29 protein-coding genes are annotated in these 16,245 nt (G+C 53.4%); all 29 read right to left on the bottom strand.

Annotated elements, in window-relative coordinates; genetic code table 11:
• Positions 1-12: 12 nt before the first annotated feature.
• Complete coding sequence (rpsK, locus tag AOC04_RS22795; protein ID WP_002555466.1) at positions 13-402, bottom strand: 30S ribosomal protein S11; 390 nt, start codon at positions 400-402, stop codon at positions 13-15.
• 30 nt (positions 403-432) lie between these two features.
• Positions 433-789 carry a 30S ribosomal protein S13 gene (rpsM, locus tag AOC04_RS22790; protein ID WP_003444360.1) on the bottom strand — a complete coding sequence of 119 codons (357 nt, stop codon included), beginning with the start codon at positions 787-789 and terminating at the stop codon, positions 433-435.
• Between the two features lie 129 nt (positions 790-918).
• On the bottom strand, positions 919-1,035 hold the full coding sequence (gene rpmJ / locus AOC04_RS22785) for a 50S ribosomal protein L36 (RefSeq protein WP_002555468.1): 117 nt from the start codon (positions 1,033-1,035) through the stop codon (positions 919-921).
• 28 nt (positions 1,036-1,063) lie between these two features.
• Entirely contained in the window at positions 1,064-2,392 is a 1,329-nt protein-coding gene (gene secY, locus AOC04_RS22780) for a preprotein translocase subunit SecY (protein WP_003444361.1), read from the bottom strand.
• A complete protein-coding gene (gene rplO, locus AOC04_RS22775) occupies positions 2,393-2,830 on the bottom strand; it encodes a 50S ribosomal protein L15 (RefSeq protein WP_003444362.1) in 438 nt (145 codons plus the stop codon).
• Positions 2,831-2,833: 3 nt separating this feature from the next.
• Positions 2,834-3,010 (bottom strand): 50S ribosomal protein L30, encoded by a 177-nt coding sequence (gene rpmD / locus AOC04_RS22770; protein ID WP_003444363.1) that lies wholly within the window; start codon positions 3,008-3,010, stop codon positions 2,834-2,836.
• A 2-nt stretch (positions 3,011-3,012) separates the two neighbouring features.
• Positions 3,013-3,513: a 30S ribosomal protein S5 gene (rpsE, locus tag AOC04_RS22765; RefSeq protein WP_003186035.1), complete on the bottom strand. Its 501-nt coding sequence runs from the start codon at positions 3,511-3,513 to the stop codon at positions 3,013-3,015.
• A gap of 3 nt (positions 3,514-3,516) precedes the next feature.
• On the bottom strand, positions 3,517-3,867 hold the full coding sequence (gene rplR, locus AOC04_RS22760; protein WP_003444364.1) for a 50S ribosomal protein L18: 351 nt from the start codon (positions 3,865-3,867) through the stop codon (positions 3,517-3,519).
• Positions 3,868-3,877: 10 nt separating this feature from the next.
• Positions 3,878-4,411, bottom strand: coding sequence for a 50S ribosomal protein L6 (gene rplF / locus AOC04_RS22755; RefSeq protein ID WP_003444365.1), 534 nt, complete (start codon positions 4,409-4,411; stop codon positions 3,878-3,880).
• Positions 4,412-4,423: 12 nt separating this feature from the next.
• Positions 4,424-4,816 (bottom strand): 30S ribosomal protein S8, encoded by a 393-nt coding sequence (gene rpsH / locus AOC04_RS22750; RefSeq protein WP_003444366.1) that lies wholly within the window; start codon positions 4,814-4,816, stop codon positions 4,424-4,426.
• A 212-nt stretch (positions 4,817-5,028) separates the two neighbouring features.
• The gene (gene rpsN / locus AOC04_RS22745) at positions 5,029-5,334 is read right to left on the bottom strand and encodes a 30S ribosomal protein S14 (RefSeq protein ID WP_003444367.1); all 306 of its coding nucleotides are present in this window, start codon (positions 5,332-5,334) and stop codon (positions 5,029-5,031) included.
• A gap of 13 nt (positions 5,335-5,347) precedes the next feature.
• On the bottom strand, positions 5,348-5,887 hold the full coding sequence (gene rplE / locus AOC04_RS22740; RefSeq protein ID WP_003444368.1) for a 50S ribosomal protein L5: 540 nt from the start codon (positions 5,885-5,887) through the stop codon (positions 5,348-5,350).
• A gap of 22 nt (positions 5,888-5,909) precedes the next feature.
• Positions 5,910-6,224: a 50S ribosomal protein L24 gene (rplX, locus tag AOC04_RS22735; RefSeq protein WP_003444369.1), complete on the bottom strand. Its 315-nt coding sequence runs from the start codon at positions 6,222-6,224 to the stop codon at positions 5,910-5,912.
• An 11-nt stretch (positions 6,225-6,235) separates the two neighbouring features.
• Positions 6,236-6,604: a 50S ribosomal protein L14 gene (gene rplN / locus AOC04_RS22730; protein WP_002555479.1), complete on the bottom strand. Its 369-nt coding sequence runs from the start codon at positions 6,602-6,604 to the stop codon at positions 6,236-6,238.
• A 23-nt stretch (positions 6,605-6,627) separates the two neighbouring features.
• Complete coding sequence (gene rpsQ, locus AOC04_RS22725; RefSeq protein ID WP_003444370.1) at positions 6,628-6,894, bottom strand: 30S ribosomal protein S17; 267 nt, start codon at positions 6,892-6,894, stop codon at positions 6,628-6,630.
• A gap of 2 nt (positions 6,895-6,896) precedes the next feature.
• On the bottom strand, positions 6,897-7,088 hold the full coding sequence (gene rpmC / locus AOC04_RS22720; protein ID WP_003444371.1) for a 50S ribosomal protein L29: 192 nt from the start codon (positions 7,086-7,088) through the stop codon (positions 6,897-6,899).
• Entirely contained in the window at positions 7,088-7,501 is a 414-nt protein-coding gene (gene rplP, locus AOC04_RS22715) for a 50S ribosomal protein L16 (RefSeq protein WP_003444372.1), read from the bottom strand. The genes rpmC and rplP overlap by 1 nt, the downstream gene beginning before the upstream one ends.
• Before the next feature lie 12 nt (positions 7,502-7,513).
• Positions 7,514-8,200 carry a 30S ribosomal protein S3 gene (gene rpsC / locus AOC04_RS22710; RefSeq protein ID WP_003176422.1) on the bottom strand — a complete coding sequence of 229 codons (687 nt, stop codon included), beginning with the start codon at positions 8,198-8,200 and terminating at the stop codon, positions 7,514-7,516.
• Positions 8,201-8,213: 13 nt separating this feature from the next.
• Positions 8,214-8,546, bottom strand: coding sequence for a 50S ribosomal protein L22 (gene rplV, locus AOC04_RS22705; RefSeq protein ID WP_003444373.1), 333 nt, complete (start codon positions 8,544-8,546; stop codon positions 8,214-8,216).
• Positions 8,547-8,559: 13 nt separating this feature from the next.
• Positions 8,560-8,835 (bottom strand): 30S ribosomal protein S19, encoded by a 276-nt coding sequence (gene rpsS, locus AOC04_RS22700; RefSeq protein ID WP_003232420.1) that lies wholly within the window; start codon positions 8,833-8,835, stop codon positions 8,560-8,562.
• Positions 8,836-8,851: 16 nt separating this feature from the next.
• Positions 8,852-9,676, bottom strand: coding sequence for a 50S ribosomal protein L2 (gene rplB / locus AOC04_RS22695; protein WP_003444374.1), 825 nt, complete (start codon positions 9,674-9,676; stop codon positions 8,852-8,854).
• 14 nt (positions 9,677-9,690) lie between these two features.
• Positions 9,691-9,990 (bottom strand): 50S ribosomal protein L23, encoded by a 300-nt coding sequence (gene rplW / locus AOC04_RS22690; protein ID WP_003444375.1) that lies wholly within the window; start codon positions 9,988-9,990, stop codon positions 9,691-9,693.
• Positions 9,987-10,589 (bottom strand): 50S ribosomal protein L4, encoded by a 603-nt coding sequence (gene rplD / locus AOC04_RS22685; RefSeq protein WP_003444376.1) that lies wholly within the window; start codon positions 10,587-10,589, stop codon positions 9,987-9,989. The genes rplW and rplD overlap by 4 nt, the downstream gene beginning before the upstream one ends.
• 12 nt (positions 10,590-10,601) lie before the next feature.
• Entirely contained in the window at positions 10,602-11,237 is a 636-nt protein-coding gene (gene rplC, locus AOC04_RS22680; RefSeq protein ID WP_003444377.1) for a 50S ribosomal protein L3, read from the bottom strand.
• Between the two features lie 81 nt (positions 11,238-11,318).
• Positions 11,319-11,630, bottom strand: a complete 312-nt coding sequence (gene rpsJ, locus AOC04_RS22675) for a 30S ribosomal protein S10 (RefSeq protein WP_003186070.1) — start codon at positions 11,628-11,630, stop codon at positions 11,319-11,321.
• Positions 11,631-11,773: 143 nt separating this feature from the next.
• Positions 11,774-12,967 carry an elongation factor Tu gene (tuf, locus tag AOC04_RS22670; protein ID WP_003444379.1) on the bottom strand — a complete coding sequence of 398 codons (1,194 nt, stop codon included), beginning with the start codon at positions 12,965-12,967 and terminating at the stop codon, positions 11,774-11,776.
• Between the two features lie 35 nt (positions 12,968-13,002).
• Positions 13,003-15,108, bottom strand: coding sequence for an elongation factor G (gene fusA, locus AOC04_RS22665; protein ID WP_060696756.1), 2,106 nt, complete (start codon positions 15,106-15,108; stop codon positions 13,003-13,005).
• A 30-nt stretch (positions 15,109-15,138) separates the two neighbouring features.
• Complete coding sequence (rpsG, locus tag AOC04_RS22660; RefSeq protein ID WP_019824369.1) at positions 15,139-15,609, bottom strand: 30S ribosomal protein S7; 471 nt, start codon at positions 15,607-15,609, stop codon at positions 15,139-15,141.
• Between the two features lie 123 nt (positions 15,610-15,732).
• A complete protein-coding gene (gene rpsL / locus AOC04_RS22655; RefSeq protein WP_002555494.1) occupies positions 15,733-16,104 on the bottom strand; it encodes a 30S ribosomal protein S12 in 372 nt (123 codons plus the stop codon).
• Positions 16,105-16,245: the final 141 nt, after the last annotated feature.

Below are 16,245 nucleotides of genomic sequence, written 5' to 3'. Positions count from 1 at the left end.
CAGTCTCCTGGATTACACGCGGCGCTTCTTCGGCGGACGGCACCCGTTGTGCGGGATTGGCGTCACGTCGGTGATGCTGGCGATCTTATAGCCACAGCCGTTCAAAGCACGGACAGCGGACTCACGACCTGGACCTGGACCTTTAACGTTAACGTCAAGGTTTTTCAGGCCATATTCCAGCGCAGCTTGACCAGCACGTTCAGCAGCTACTTGAGCAGCGAACGGAGTGGACTTGCGAGAACCGCGGAAACCCGAACCACCGGAGGTAGCCCAAGAAAGCGCGTTACCCTGACGGTCGGTGATGGTCACGATTGTGTTATTGAAAGACGCGTGGATGTGGGCGATGCCATCAACCACTGTCTTTTTGACTTTTTTACGAGGACGAGCAGCAGGTTTTGCCATGACTAAATTCCTGTCGATTCGCTGGTGCGATTACTTGCGGATCGGCTTACGCGGACCTTTGCGAGTACGCGCGTTGGTCTTGGTACGCTGACCGCGTACTGGAAGACCACGACGATGGCGCAGACCGCGGTAGCAGCCCAAATCCATCAAGCGTTTGATTTTCATGTTGACTTCACGACGCAGGTCACCTTCAGTGGTGAACTTTGCCACTTCGCCACGCAGCAACTCAATCTGCTCGTCGCTCAGATCTTTGATCTTAGCGGCTGGGTTTACCCCAGTCTCTGCGCAAATTTTCTGCGCAGTAGTGCGACCAACACCAAAGATGTAGGTCAGCGAGATAACAGTGTGCTTGTTATCTGGAATGTTAACGCCTGCAATACGGGCCATTCAGTGGGACTCCAATTGACAGCTACCTACGCCCCGGAAGCCAAGAAATAGGGCGCGAGATAATATCGCTGTAATAACAAATAATCAACCCAGCAGCGCACTAGCTGCTGGGCTTCAAACAGATCACACTCAGCCTTGGCGCTGTTTGTGACGTGGTTCCGCGCTGCAAATTACCCGAACAACACCTTCGCGGCGAATAATCTTGCAGTTACGGCACAGCTTTTTCACCGATGCACGAACTTTCATCACCAACTCCTCTCACCTTATGGGTACTTCAGCGAAGCATGCCGCTGCCGTAGCCCTTCAGGTTGGCTTTCTTCATCAGGGATTCGTACTGGTGCGAAACGAGGTGCGATTGTACTTGGGACATGAAGTCCATAACAACCACGACCACGATCAGCAACGAGGTCCCGCCAAGGTAGAACGGAACGTTTGCCGCAACCACCAGGAACTGGGGCAACAGACACACGGCCGTCATATAAAGAGCACCGAACAGAGTCAAACGAGTCAAAACGCCATCAATATAGCGTGCCGACTGCTCACCTGGACGGATACCCGGAATAAAGGCACCGGACTTCTTCAGGTTTTCCGCTACGTCTTTCGGATTGAACATCAACGCCGTATAGAAGAAGCAGAAGAAAATAATCCCTGCACTAAACAGCAGAATATTCAACGGCTGACCAGGAGCGATCGACTGCGAGATGTCCTGCAACCAGCCCATACCTTCAGACTGACCGAACCAGGCACCCAGCGAAGCCGGGAACAGCAAAATGCTGCTCGCAAAAATAGCCGGAATAACACCGGCCATATTCACTTTCAGCGGTAGGTGGCTAGTCTGCGCAGCAAACACCTTGCGGCCCTGCTGACGCTTGGCGTAGTGAACAGCAATACGACGCTGACCACGCTCAATGAACACCACAAAACCGATAATCGCTACTGCCAGCAAACCGATAGCAACCAAAGCGAAGATATTGATATCGCCCTGACGCGCAGACTCGAAAGACTGCCCAATTGCTCTCGGAAGACCGGCGACGATACCCGAAAAAATCAACATCGAGATACCGTTGCCAACACCACGCTCAGTAATCTGTTCACCCAGCCACATCATGAACATCGCACCAGCCACAAAAGTGGTTACTGCAACGAAATGGAAGCCTAGGTCACCAGTGAACGCTACGCCCTGCCCTGCCAGACCTATGGACATGCCAATAGCCTGAACAAGAGCAAGAGCGACAGTGAGGTAGCGGGTGTACTGGCTTATCTTGCGACGACCAGCTTCACCTTCCTTCTTCAACTGCTCCAGTTGCGGGCTGACAGCGGACATAAGCTGCATGATGATCGATGCCGAAATATACGGCATGATCCCCAGCGCAAAAATACTCATCCGCTCCAGCGCGCCGCCAGAAAACATGTTGAACAAGCTAAGAATGGTCCCCTCATTCTGTCGAAACAGGTCCGCCAACCGGTCCGGGTTAATACCTGGAACTGGGATGTGTGCGCCTATTCGGTAGACGATAATCGCCAGGAATAGAAAACGCAGACGAGCCCAGAGCTCGGATAACCCGCCTTTGCTGAGCGCTGAGAGAGCACCTTGCTTAGCCATTTATTCCTCGAACTTGCCGCCAGCTGCTTCGATAGCCGAACGCGCACCTTTGGTGGCGCCGATTCCCTTGCCGATTGTGACAGCGCGAGTAACTTCACCGGACAGCATGATTTTCACACGCAGTACGTTGACGTTGATCACGTTGGCATCTTTCAGGGTCTGCACAGTAACGATGTCGCCTTCCACTTTAGCCAGCTCGGACAAACGCACTTCTGCGCGATCCATGGCTTTCAGGGAAACGAAACCGAACTTAGGCAGACGGCGATGAAGCGGCTGTTGACCGCCTTCAAAGCCTGGAGCAATTGTGCCACCGGAACGGGAGGACTGACCTTTGTGACCACGGCCACCAGTCTTACCCAAACCACTACCGATACCACGGCCCGGACGATGCTTTTCGCGACGGGAACCCGGCGCTGGACTCAGATCATTGAGTTTCATCGATTAACCCTCTACACGCAGCATGTAGTAAGCCTTGTTGATCATCCCGCGATTCTCGGGAGTATCAAGTACTTCTACAGTGTGACCGATGCGACGCAGACCCAGACCCTTAATGCACAGTTTGTGATTAGGGATACGGCCGGTCATGCTTTTGATCAGCGTTACTTTAACGGTAGCCATGATCAGAAGATCTCCTTAACGCTTTTGCCACGCTTAGCGGCAATAGACTCAGGAGATTGCATAGCTTTCAAACCTTTGAAAGTGGCGTGAACCACGTTTACCGGGTTAGTCGAGCCGTAGCACTTGGCTAGAACGTTCTGAACGCCAGCAACTTCGAGGACAGCACGCATAGCGCCGCCAGCGATGATACCGGTACCTTCAGAAGCAGGCTGCATGTACACCTTCGAAGCACCGTGAGCGGACTTCATTGCGTACTGCAGAGTTGTACCGTTCAGGTCAACTTGGATCATGTTGCGGCGAGCAGCTTCCATTGCCTTCTGGATCGCAGCAGGCACTTCACGTGACTTGCCACGGCCGAAGCCAACGCGCCCTTTACCATCACCAACCACGGTCAACGCGGTGAAAGTGAAGATACGGCCGCCTTTAACGGTTTTGGCTACGCGGTTAACTTGAACCAGCTTCTCAATGTAGCCTTCGTCGCGCTTTTGGTCGTTATTTGACATAACTTAGAACTCCAGCCCAGCTTCACGAGCAGCCTCAGCCAGCGCTTTCACGCGGCCGTGGTACTTGAAGCCAGAGCGGTCGAAAGCCACCTGCGAGACGCCAGCGGCTTTTGCACGCGTAGCGACCAGCTGGCCAACCTTTGTGGCCGCGTCGATGTTGCCAGTAGCAGCATCACGCAGTTCTTTGTCCAAAGTCGAAGCACTTGCCAAGACTTTGCTGCCGTCGGCCGAGATGACCTGGGCGTATATATGCTGCGACGAGCGGAACACGCAGAGACGCACGACTTCGAGTTCGTGCATTTTCAGACGTGCTTTGCGAGCGCGACGCAGGCGAGTAACTTTTTTGTCGGTCATTTGCTATGCCCTACTTCTTCTTGGCTTCTTTACGACGGACGACTTCGTCCGCGTAACGTACACCCTTACCTTTATAAGGCTCTGGTGGACGGAAACCGCGGATCTCAGCGGCCACCTGACCTACCAGCTGCTTATCAATACCCCGAATCAGGATATCGGTTTGGCTAGGAGTCTCAGCGGTGATGCCTTCCGGCAGTTCGTAATCCACTGGGTGCGAGAAGCCAAGAGCCAGGTTCAGCACTGTGCCTTTTGCTTGCGCTTTGTAACCAACACCGACCAGCTGGAGCTTGCGCTCGAAGCCTTGGCTTACGCCTTGGACCATGTTGTTTACCAACGCACGAGTGGTACCAGCCATTGCGCGAGTTTGTTGATCGCCATTGCGAGCAGCGAAACGCAGCTCACCAGCTTCTTCAACAATTTCAACGGACGAATGGATGTTCAGTTCTAGAGTGCCCTTGGCACCCTTCACCGAAAGCTGTTGGCCGGCGAATTTTACTTCGACACCAGCTGGCAGCTTAACGGGGTTCTTAGCGACGCGTGACATGCTTATCCCCCCTTAGAACACAGTGCAAAGAACTTCGCCGCCGACACCGGCAGCGCGCGCAGCACGATCCGTCATCACACCTTTGCTGGTGGAGACGATAGACACACCGAGACCGCCACGAACTTTCGGCAGATCTTCGGAGGACTTGTACTGACGCAGGCCTGGACGGCTAACGCGCTTCACTTCTTCGATAACCGAACGGCCTTCGAAGTATTTCAGCTCGATAGACAGCAGTGGTTTGATTTCGCTGCTGATCTGATAATCCGCGATGTAACCTTCGTCTTTGAGAACTTTGGCTACAGCTACCTTCAACGTGGAAGATGGCATGCTTACGACGGACTTTTCAGCCATCTGGGCATTACGGATTCGAGTTAGCATGTCCGCTAACGGGTCCTGCATACTCATGGGCTAGACGCTCCTGTTACAAAAATAATTAGCCTCGCGGCTACATCTGTCGCCGAGTGACTCAATGCTTAAAAAGCACGGGCTCAGGCGAGCCGGTCATTCTAGACACACGCCAGAAATGAATCAAGCCCCAATAGGGGCTTGATTCATATTCAAGGTCACCGACTGTCAGGATATTGCAATCCTGACAGTGACAACTTTGCCTGTGCGCCTTACCAGCTGGCTTTAACCAGACCTGGTACGTCACCGCGCATTGCTGCTTCACGCAACTTGTTACGGCCGAGGCCGAACTTGCGGTAAACACCATGCGGACGACCAGTCAGGCGGCAGCGGTTACGCATGCGCGCAGCGCTTGCGTCACGTGGCTGCTTCTGCAGAGCAACTTGAGCTTCCCAACGTGCTTCTGGACTTGCGTTCAGATCCACGATGATAGCTTTCAGTGCTGCACGCTTCTTGGCGAACTTGGCAACCGTGAGCTGACGCTTCAGCTCGCGGTTTTTCATGCTCATCTTGGCCATTTTCCTACTCCAATCAGTTGCGGAACGGGAATTTGAAAGCACGCAACAAGGCGCGACCTTCATCATCTGTCCGAGCAGTGGTGGTCAGGGTAATGTCCAGACCGCGAAGGGCATCGATCTTGTCGTAGTCGATTTCCGGGAAAATGATCTGCTCTTTCACGCCCATGCTGTAGTTACCACGACCATCGAAGGACTTGGCATTCAGGCCGCGGAAGTCGCGTACCCGAGGCAGGGAGATCGACAGCAGACGATCCAGGAATTCGTACATACGCTCACGGCGCAGAGTAACTTTAACGCCGATCGGCCAGCCTTCGCGAACTTTAAAGCCTGCGATGGACTTGCGAGCGTAGGTCACAACACATTTCTGACCCGTGATCTTTTCCAAATCAGCTACAGCGTGCTCGATGATTTTCTTATCACCGATCGCTTCGCCCAAACCCATGTTCAGGGTGATTTTGGTAACGCGCGGAACTTCCATCACGTTCGAAAGCTTAAGTTCTTCCTTAAGTTTCGGAGCGATTTCCTTCCGGTAAATCTCTTTTAGTCGTGCCATGGTCTTATCTACCTAGCAGTGTTCAAGCATCAACCGCTTTTTGGGTCGACTTGAAGACACGAATTTTCTTGCCTTCTTCTACTTTGAAACCAACGCGGTCAGCCTTGTTGGTTTCGCCGTTGAAGATGGCGACGTTAGAAGCGTCCAGTGGAGCTTCTTTTTCGACGATACCGCCTTGCACGCCCGACATAGGGTTAGGCTTGGTATGACGCTTAACCAGGTTCAGACCGCCAATAACCAAACGGTTGTTAGCGAGAACCTTAAGCACCTTACCGCGCTTACCTTTGTCTTTGCCGGCGATCACGATGATCTCGTCGTCACGACGAATCTTTTGCATGTCGGATCTCCTTACAGCACTTCTGGGGCGAGCGAGACGATCTTCATGAACTTCTCAGTACGAAGTTCACGGGTCACTGGCCCAAAGATACGGGTGCCGATCGGCTCTTGCTTGTTGTTCAGAAGAACAGCAGCGTTGCCATCAAAGCGGATAATGGAGCCATCAGCACGACGTACGCCGTGACGAGTGCGGACTACAACAGCAGTCATCACTTGGCCTTTTTTCACTTTACCGCGAGGAATTGCTTCCTTGACGGTAACTTTGATGATGTCACCGATACCAGCGTAACGACGATGGGAGCCACCCAGCACCTTGATGCACATAACGCGGCGTGCGCCGCTGTTATCGGCCACATCGAGCATGGATTGAGTCTGAATCATATAATTTCTCCGACCCCTAGTCCTTAGACTTCCACAGCGCGTTCGAGAATATCAACCAATGCCCAAGACTTGGTCTTGGCCAGCGGACGAGTTTCACGAATAGTGACCTTGTCGCCGATGTGGCACTGATTGGTTTCGTCGTGCGCGTGCAGCTTAGTCGAACGCTTAACATATTTACCGTAGATCGGGTGCTTAACGCGACGCTCGATCAGTACGGTGATGGTCTTGTCCATCTTGTCGCTGACAACACGGCCAGTCAGCGTACGGACAGTTTTTTCGGCTTCAGCCATGATTACTTACCTGCCTGCTGTTTGAGCACAGTCTTCACGCGAGCGATGTCACGCTTAACTTGCGAGAGCAGATGCGACTGCCCCAACTGGCCAGTTGCTTTCTGCATGCGCAGATTGAACTGGTCGCGCAGCAAGCCGAGCAGTTGCTCGTTCAGCTGCTGTGCGGATTTTTCACGAAGTTCATTCGCTTTCATCACATCACCGTCCGTTTAACAAAGGAGGTGGCGAGCGGCAGCTTTGCAGCAGCCAGGGCGAAAGCCTCACGCGCCAGCTCTTCAGTAACACCCTCGATTTCATACAGGACTTTGCCTGGCTGAATCTGGGCAACCCAATATTCCACGTTACCCTTACCTTTACCCATCCGAACTTCGAGTGGCTTTTTGGTTACAGGCTTGTCCGGGAATACACGGATCCAGATCTTACCGCCACGCTTAACGTGACGGGTCAGTGCACGACGCGCTGATTCGATCTGACGAGCGGTGAGACGACCACGAGCAACAGACTTCAGCGCATACTCGCCGAAGCTGACTTTGCTACCGCGCAATGCCAAGCCACGGTTGTGGCCTGTCATCTGCTTGCGGAACTTCGTACGCTTAGGTTGTAACATTTGGCGTACCCCTTACTTAGCAGCTTTTTTACGAGGCGCTGGTGCTTGTGGCTTCAGTTCTTCTTGGCGACCACCAATTACTTCGCCTTTGAAGATCCAAACCTTTACACCGATCACACCGTAAGTGGTGTGAGCTTCGTAGTTGGCATAGTCGATGTCGGCACGCAGGGTGTGCAGTGGCACACGACCTTCGCGATACCATTCAGTACGTGCGATTTCAGCACCGCCGAGACGACCGCTCACTTGGATTTTGATGCCTTTGGCACCAATGCGCATAGCGTTCTGTACAGCGCGTTTCATCGCGCGACGGAACATTACACGACGCTCCAGCTGCTGAGCTACGCTCTGCGCAACCAGCATACCGTCGAGTTCCGGCTTGCGGATCTCTTCGATATTGATGTGCACAGGCACACCCATTTGCTTGGTCAGGTCCTGACGCAGCTTCTCAACATCTTCACCTTTCTTCCCGATAACGATACCAGGACGAGCAGTGTGGATGGTGATACGTGCAGTCTGAGCCGGACGATGGATATCGATACGGCTTACGGACGCGCTTTTTAGTTTGTCTTGGAGGTATTCACGCACCTTCAGATCAGCGAACAAATAGTCCGCATAAGTCCGGCCGTCTGCGTACCAGACGGAGGTGTGCTCCTTGACGATTCCCAGGCGAATGCCAATGGGATGTACTTTCTGACCCATCTCTTCGACTCCGTTACTTGTCAGCAACCTTGACAGTGATATGGCAAGACCGCTTGACGATGCGATCAGCGCGGCCTTTGGCACGCGGCATGATGCGCTTCAGCGAACGCCCTTCGTTGACGAAAACGGTAGCGACTTTAAGGTCGTCAACGTCTGCGCCTTCGTTATGCTCGGCGTTGGCTACGGCCGACTCCAGCACTTTCTTGATGATCTCGGCGGCTTTCTTGTTGCTGAAAGCCAACAGGTTGAGCGCTTCGCCCACCTTCTTCCCGCGGATCTGGTCGGCGACCAAGCGGGCTTTCTGGGCGGAGATTCGAGCGCCCGACAACTTAGCGGCTACTTCCATCGTTCCTTACCCCTTAACGCTTGGCTTTCTTGTCTGCCACGTGCCCACGATAAGTGCGGGTACCGGCAAACTCGCCTAGTTTATGGCCAACCATGTCTTCGTTCACAAGAACTGGGACATGAAGACGACCGTTATGCACAGCGATGGTCAGACCGACCATTTGTGGCAGGATCATAGAACGGCGCGACCAGGTTTTCACCGGTTTGCGATCGTTCTTTTCCGCCGCCACTTCGATCTTCTTCAGTAGGTGAAGATCAATAAAAGGACCTTTTTTCAGAGAACGTGGCACTGTCGTATCCCTCTATTTACTTGCGACGACGGACGATCATTTTGTCGGTACGCTTATTACCACGAGTCTTCGCGCCCTTAGTCGGGAAGCCCCATGGCGATACCGGATGACGACCACCAGAGGTACGACCTTCACCACCACCATGTGGGTGGTCAACCGGGTTCATGGCAACACCACGAACGGTTGGGCGAACGCCACGCCAGCGTTTGGCACCAGCTTTACCCAGGGAACGCAGGCTGTGCTCGGAGTTCGAGACTTCGCCAAGCGTTGCACGGCATTCAGCCAATACTTTACGCATTTCACCAGAGCGCAGACGCAGGGTCACATAGACACCATCACGAGCTACCAGCTGAGCCGAAGCACCAGCGGAACGTGCGATTTGCGCGCCTTTACCCGGCTTCAATTCGATGCCGTGTACGGTGCTACCAACTGGAATGTTGCGCAGTTGCAGAGCGTTGCCCGGCTTGATCGGTGCCAAAGCACCTGCGATCAGCTGGTCACCAGCACTCACGCCTTTAGGGGCGATGATGTAACGGCGCTCGCCGTCTGCGTACAACATAAGAGCAATGTGAGCAGTACGGTTTGGATCGTATTCGATACGCTCAACAGTGGCTGGAATGCCATCTTTGTCGTTGCGACGGAAGTCGACCAAACGATAATGCTGCTTATGACCACCACCGATGTGACGCGTGGTAATACGGCCATTGTTGTTACGACCACCAGTCTTCGATTTCTTCTCGAGCAGCGGTGCGTGAGGAGCGCCTTTATGCAGCTCCTGGTTGACCACCTTGACCACATGACGGCGGCCAGGGGAAGTCGGTTTGCATTTAACGATTGCCATGATGCACCCCTTCCTTACTCAGCACTGCTGCTGAAATCGAGATCTTGGCCTGGCTGAAGGGAGATTACTGCCTTCTTCCAGTCATTACGCTTGCCCACGCCGCGAGCGGTGCGCTTGCTTTTACCCAGAACATTCAGGGTAGTAACACGCTCAACTTTCACGCTGAACAGGCTTTCGACGGCCTTCTTGATTTCCAGCTTGGTTGCATCAGTAGCAACCTTGAAAACGAACTGGCCTTTCTTGTCTGCCAGAACCGTAGCCTTCTCGGAAACGTGCGGGCCAAGCAGAACTTTAAATACGCGTTCCTGGTTCATCCCAGCAGCTCCTCGAATTTCTTCACGGCCGACACGGTGATCAACACCTTGTCGTATGCGATCAGACTAACTGGATCGGAACCTTGCACGTCACGTACATCAACGTGTGGCAGGTTACGAGCAGCCAGGTACAGGTTCTGATCAACAACTTCGGACACGATCAGGACGTCTGTCAGACCCATGCCATTCAGTTTGTTCAGCAGATCTTTGGTCTTCGGTGCTTCAACTGCGAAGTCCTGAACCACGATCAGACGATCAGTACGAACCAGTTCAGCAAGGATGGAACGCATTGCTGCGCGATACATCTTCTTGTTGAGCTTCTGAGAGTGATCCTGTGGACGAGCTGCGAAAGTGGTACCGCCGCCACGCCAGATTGGGCTACGGATAGTACCGGCACGAGCACGGCCAGTACCTTTCTGACGCCATGGGCGCTTACCGCCACCACGAACGTCGGAACGGGTCTTTTGCTGCTTGCTACCTTGACGGCCGCCGGCCATGTAGGCCACGACTGCTTGGTGAACCAGCGTCTCGTTGAACTCGCCGCCAAATGTCAGTTCGGAAACTTCGATCGCTTGAGCGTCATTTACGTTTAATTGCATGTCAGCTTCCCCTTAACCGCGAGCCTTGGCCGCCGGACGTACAACCAGGTTGCCGCCAGTAGCGCCAGGAACAGCACCTTTGACCAACAACAGATTGCGTTCAGCGTCGACGCGCACTACTTCGAGGGACTGCACGGTCACGCGCTCAGCGCCCATATGACCGGACATTTTTTTGCCCTTGAATACACGACCAGGAGTCTGGCACTGGCCAATAGAGCCCGGGACGCGGTGGGAAACGGAGTTACCGTGAGTGTTATCTTGGCCACGGAAATTCCAACGCTTGATCGTACCCTGGAAGCCTTTACCTTTGGACTGACCGGTCACATCGACCATCTGACCTGCGGTGAAGATTTCAGCGTTGATCAGATCGCCTGCCTGGTACTCGCCTTCTTCAAGGCGGAATTCCATTACGGTACGACCAGCTGCAACGTTTGCTTTAGCGAAGTGACCCGCTTGAGCAGCAGTTACACGCGAAGCGCGACGCTCGCCGACAGTGACTTGCACTGCACGATAGCCATCGGTTTCTTCAGTTTTGAACTGGGTGACGCGATTCGGTTCGATCTCAATGACCGTGACCGGAATGGAGACACCTTCTTCGGTGAAAATACGGGTCATACCGCATTTACGACCGACTACACCAATAGTCATGTTGTAAACCTCATGAGTGTACGGGGCTTTCACCCGCTATGGCCGCCCATTTCAGAGCGTTACACGACTAAGACCCAAGTCTTAGCCGAGGCTGATCTGCACTTCCACACCGGCCGCAAGATCAAGCTTCATAAGTGCATCAACGGTTTTATCCGTTGGCTGGACGATGTCCAGTACGCGCTTATGAGTACGGATCTCGTACTGGTCACGCGCGTCTTTGTTGACGTGCGGGGAGACCAGAACGGTGAACCGCTCTTTACGGGTAGGCAGTGGAATTGGACCACGCACTTGAGCACCAGTACGTTTCGCGGTTTCCACGATTTCCTGGGTTGATTGGTCGATCAGGCGATGGTCAAAAGCCTTCAACCTGATACGGATTTGCTGATTTTGCATTGGATTTCAGACTCCAGATTGCTATTCCCACCGAGCGCAATACGCCCGTTAAAAGGAGGCGCAATTCTATAGACGACCCCAGTAGGTGTCAACTCAATAAAAAAAGCCCCCGCTGAGCGGGGGCTTTTTCAGGCAATCATCACTTACGCGATGATTTTGGCTACAACGCCAGCGCCAACGGTACGACCGCCTTCACGAATTGCGAAACGCAGACCGTCTTCCATTGCGATGGTTTTGATCAGGGTGACAACCATTTTGATGTTGTCGCCTGGCATTACCATTTCAACGCCTTCCGGCAGTTCGCAGTTACCGGTCACGTCAGTGGTCCGGAAGTAGAACTGTGGACGGTAGCCTTTGAAGAACGGAGTGTGACGACCGCCTTCTTCTTTGCTCAACACATACACTTCAGCTTCGAAGGTAGTGTGCGGCTTAACCGAACCCGGCTTAACCAGAACCTGGCCACGCTCTACGTCGTCACGCTTGGTGCCGCGCAGCAGCACGCCGCAGTTCTCGCCTGCACGACCTTCGTCAAGCAGCTTACGGAACATTTCAACGCCGGTGCAGGTGGTAACAGTAGTGTCACGCAGACCAACGATTTCCAGCGGATCTTGAACGCGAACGATACCGCGCTCGATACGACCGGTTACAACAGTACCGCGACCCGAAATCGAGAATACGTCTTCGATTGGCATCAGGAACGGCTTGTCGATAACACGAACTGGATCCGGAATGTAAGTATCCAGAGTTTCAACCAGTTTACGAACGGCAGTGGTGCCCATTTCGTTGTCGTCTTTGCCTTCCAGCGCCATACGAGCAGAACCGATGATGATCGGAGTGTCGTCGCCCGGGAAGTCGTAAGTGCTCAGCAGATCGCGCACTTCCATCTCAACCAGTTCCAGCAGCTCAGCGTCGTCTACCAGGTCAGCCTTGTTCAGGAAGACCACGATGTACGGAACGCCAACCTGACGGGACAGCAGGATGTGCTCACGAGTTTGTGGCATCGGACCATCAGCGGCCGAACAAACCAGGATCGCGCCGTCCATCTGGGCAGCACCGGTGATCATGTTCTTCACATAGTCAGCGTGACCTGGGCAGTCAACGTGAGCGTAGTGACGGATCAGCGAGTTGTATTCAACGTGCGCAGTGTTGATGGTGATACCACGAGCTTTTTCTTCTGGCGCGCTGTCGATTTTATCGAAATCAACGATGGCCGAACCGAAAATCTCGGAGCAAACACGAGTCAGAGCTGCGGTCAACGTGGTTTTACCATGGTCAACGTGACCGATAGTGCCAACGTTGACGTGCGGTAGGGAACGATCAAATTTTTCTTTAGCCACGACAATTAACTCCTTGCCTAAAGGACTGAACTAAATCAGCCTTGTTTTTTAGTAACAGCTTCGACGATGTGCGACGGAGCTGTATCGTATTTTTTGAATTCCATAGAGTAGCTTGCGCGACCCTGAGACATGGAACGAACGTCGGTCGCATAACCGAACATTTCACCCAACGGAACTTCAGCACGAATTACTTTGCCGGAGACCGTATCTTCCATACCCTGGATCATGCCGCGACGACGATTCAAGTCGCCCATCACGTCACCCATATAGTCTTCAGGTGTAACAACCTCTACCGCCATGATCGGTTCAAGCAACTCACCACCGCCTTTGGAGGCCAGTTGCTTGGTAGCCATGGAAGCAGCCACCTTAAACGCCATCTCGTTGGAGTCGACGTCGTGGTAAGAACCATCAAACACGGTAGCCTTCAGGCCGATCAGCGGATAGCCGGCAACAACACCGTTCTTCATCTGCTCTTCGATACCCTTCTGGATAGCCGGGATGTATTCCTTAGGAACCACACCACCTACCACTTCGTTCACGAATTGCAGACCTTCCTGACCTTCGTCAGCAGGAGCAAAACGGATCCAGCAGTGACCAAACTGGCCACGACCGCCGGACTGACGAACGAACTTGCCTTCGATCTCACAGCTCTTCGTGATGCGCTCACGATACGAAACCTGAGGCTTACCGATGTTGGCTTCGACGTTGAACTCACGGCGCATCCGGTCAACCAGGATGTCCAAGTGCAGCTCGCCCATGCCAGAAATGATCGTTTGACCAGTTTCTTCATCAGTTTTTACGCGGAAAGATGGATCTTCCTGAGCAAGTTTGCCCAGAGCGACACCCATTTTTTCCTGGTCATCTTTGGTCTTGGGCTCAACGGCAACCGAAATAACCGGCTCCGGGAAGTCCATACGAACCAGGATGATTGGCTTGTCAGCGTTGCACAAGGTTTCACCAGTGGTGACGTCCTTCATGCCGATCAAGGCCGCGATGTCACCAGCGCGCACTTCCTTGATTTCTTCACGGGCGTTTGCGTGCATTTGCACCATACGACCCACGCGCTCTTTCTTGCCTTTAACCGAGTTGATTACGCCGTCGCCGGAGTTCAACACGCCCGAGTAAACTCGAACGAAGGTCAAGGTACCCACGAATGGGTCGGTAGCGATCTTGAACGCCAGAGCCGAGAACGGCTCGCTGTCGTCTGCATGACGCTCCAGCTCGATAGACTCGTCATCCGGGTCAGTACCCTTGATGGCTGGAATATCGGTTGGTGCTGGCAGGAAGTCGATAACGGCGTCGAGAACCAGGGGAACACCCTTGTTCTTGAAGGAAGAACCGCAAACAGCCAAGACGATCTCACCAGCGATAGTACGCTGACGCAGAGCAGCCTTGATTTCTTCGATGGTGAATTCTTCACCTTCGAGGTACTTGTTCATCAGCTCTTCATTGGCTTCGGCCGCAGCCTGAACCATGTTGTCGCGCCATTCGTCAGCAAGATCTTTCAGCTCAGCTGGAATCTCTTTGCGAACTGGAACCATACCTTTGTCAGCATCGTTCCAGTACACAGCTTCCATGTTGATCAGATCGATCTGACCCTGGAAGTTGTCTTCGGAACCGATGGCCAACTGGATTGGAACCGGAGTGTGACCAAGACGCTTCTTGATCTGCTCAATCACGCGCAGGAAGTTCGCACCGGCACGGTCCATCTTGTTTACATAAACAAGACGCGGAACGCCGTACTTGTTGGCTTGACGCCATACGGTTTCCGACTGAGGTTCAACACCCGAAGTACCGCAGAACACAACAACCGCGCCATCGAGTACACGCAGGGAACGTTCAACTTCAATAGTGAAGTCAACGTGGCCCGGGGTATCGATTACGTTGAAGCGATGCTCGTCTTTGTACTGCTTGGCAGAACCTTTCCAGAAGGCGGTAATAGCAGCAGAAGTAATGGTAATACCACGCTCCTGCTCCTGAACCATCCAGTCTGTGGTCGCGGCGCCATCATGCACCTCGCCCATCTTGTGACTTTTGCCAGTGTAAAAAAGGACGCGCTCGGTGGTGGTGGTTTTACCAGCATCCACGTGAGCAACGATACCAATGTTACGGTAGCGGTTAATCGGTGTAGTACGAGCCATAAAGCCCTCGCAAAATGAGTAGCGCTGAAATTAGAAGCGGTAGTGCGAGAAAGCTTTGTTAGCTTCAGCCATACGGTGCACGTCTTCACGCTTCTTAACTGCTGCGCCCTTGCCTTCAGCAGCATCCAACAGTTCGCCAGCCAAGCGCAGAGCCATAGACTTCTCGCCGCGCTTGCGGGCGAAGTCTACCAACCAGCGCATTGCCAGGGCGTTACGACGGGACGGGCGAACTTCGACCGGAACCTGGTAAGTAGCACCGCCTACACGGCGCGACTTCACTTCGACCAGCGGAGCGATGGCGTCGAGAGCTTTCTCGAAGATTTCCAGGGGATCGCTGTTCTTGCGTTCTTTAACCTTTTCCAGCGCGCCATAAACGATACGCTCGGCAACGGCTTTTTTGCCGCTTTCCATCACGTGGTTCATGAACTTGGCCAGGATTTGGCTTCCGTATTTTGGATCGTCAAGCACATCGCGCTTGGCTGCTACGCGTCTTCTTGGCATGGATAAGCCCTCAAACGGTCTTCAGGTTAGCTCGGAACCATTACACCCAGAGGATGCACGTCCGACCTTACTCTTATCGACTCAGAAAAAAAGAAATCTGCATTATTTACAAGCGACCGAAAACTACTTCGGCTTCTTGGTACCGTACTTCGAACGACCCTGGTTACGACCTTTAACACCGGAAGTATCCAAAGAACCGCGAACGGTGTGATAACGAACACCTGGCAAGTCTTTTACACGACCGCCACGAATCAGTACCACGCTGTGTTCTTGCAGGTTGTGACCTTCACCACCGATGTACGAGGAAACCTCGAAACCGTTGGTCAGGCGCACACGGCATACTTTACGCAGTGCCGAGTTAGGTTTTTTCGGCGTAGTTGTATACACACGGGTGCATACGCCACGACGTTGCGGGCAGTTTTGCAGCGCAGGCACGTCGGATTTCTCGACGATACGCTTACGCGGCTGACGTACCAGCTGGTTGATAGTTGCCATCTACTAGCTCCACTGTTGTCTTGCGACGCTATTGTCTTGCAAGAAAAGCAAAATGGCAGGAACGAATTCCCGCCAAATTTAGGGGTACAAGAGTCTAAAGAGGATCTTGTCCCCAGTCAAGGCAAGGCCCCGACCTTCCCA

This window comes from Pseudomonas versuta (genome assembly GCF_001294575.1).
In the GTDB taxonomy this organism is placed as follows: domain Bacteria; phylum Pseudomonadota; class Gammaproteobacteria; order Pseudomonadales; family Pseudomonadaceae; genus Aquipseudomonas; species Aquipseudomonas versuta.
Note: the sequence above shows the minus strand (reverse complement) of the source record. Positions and strands in the feature narration are given on the sequence as shown.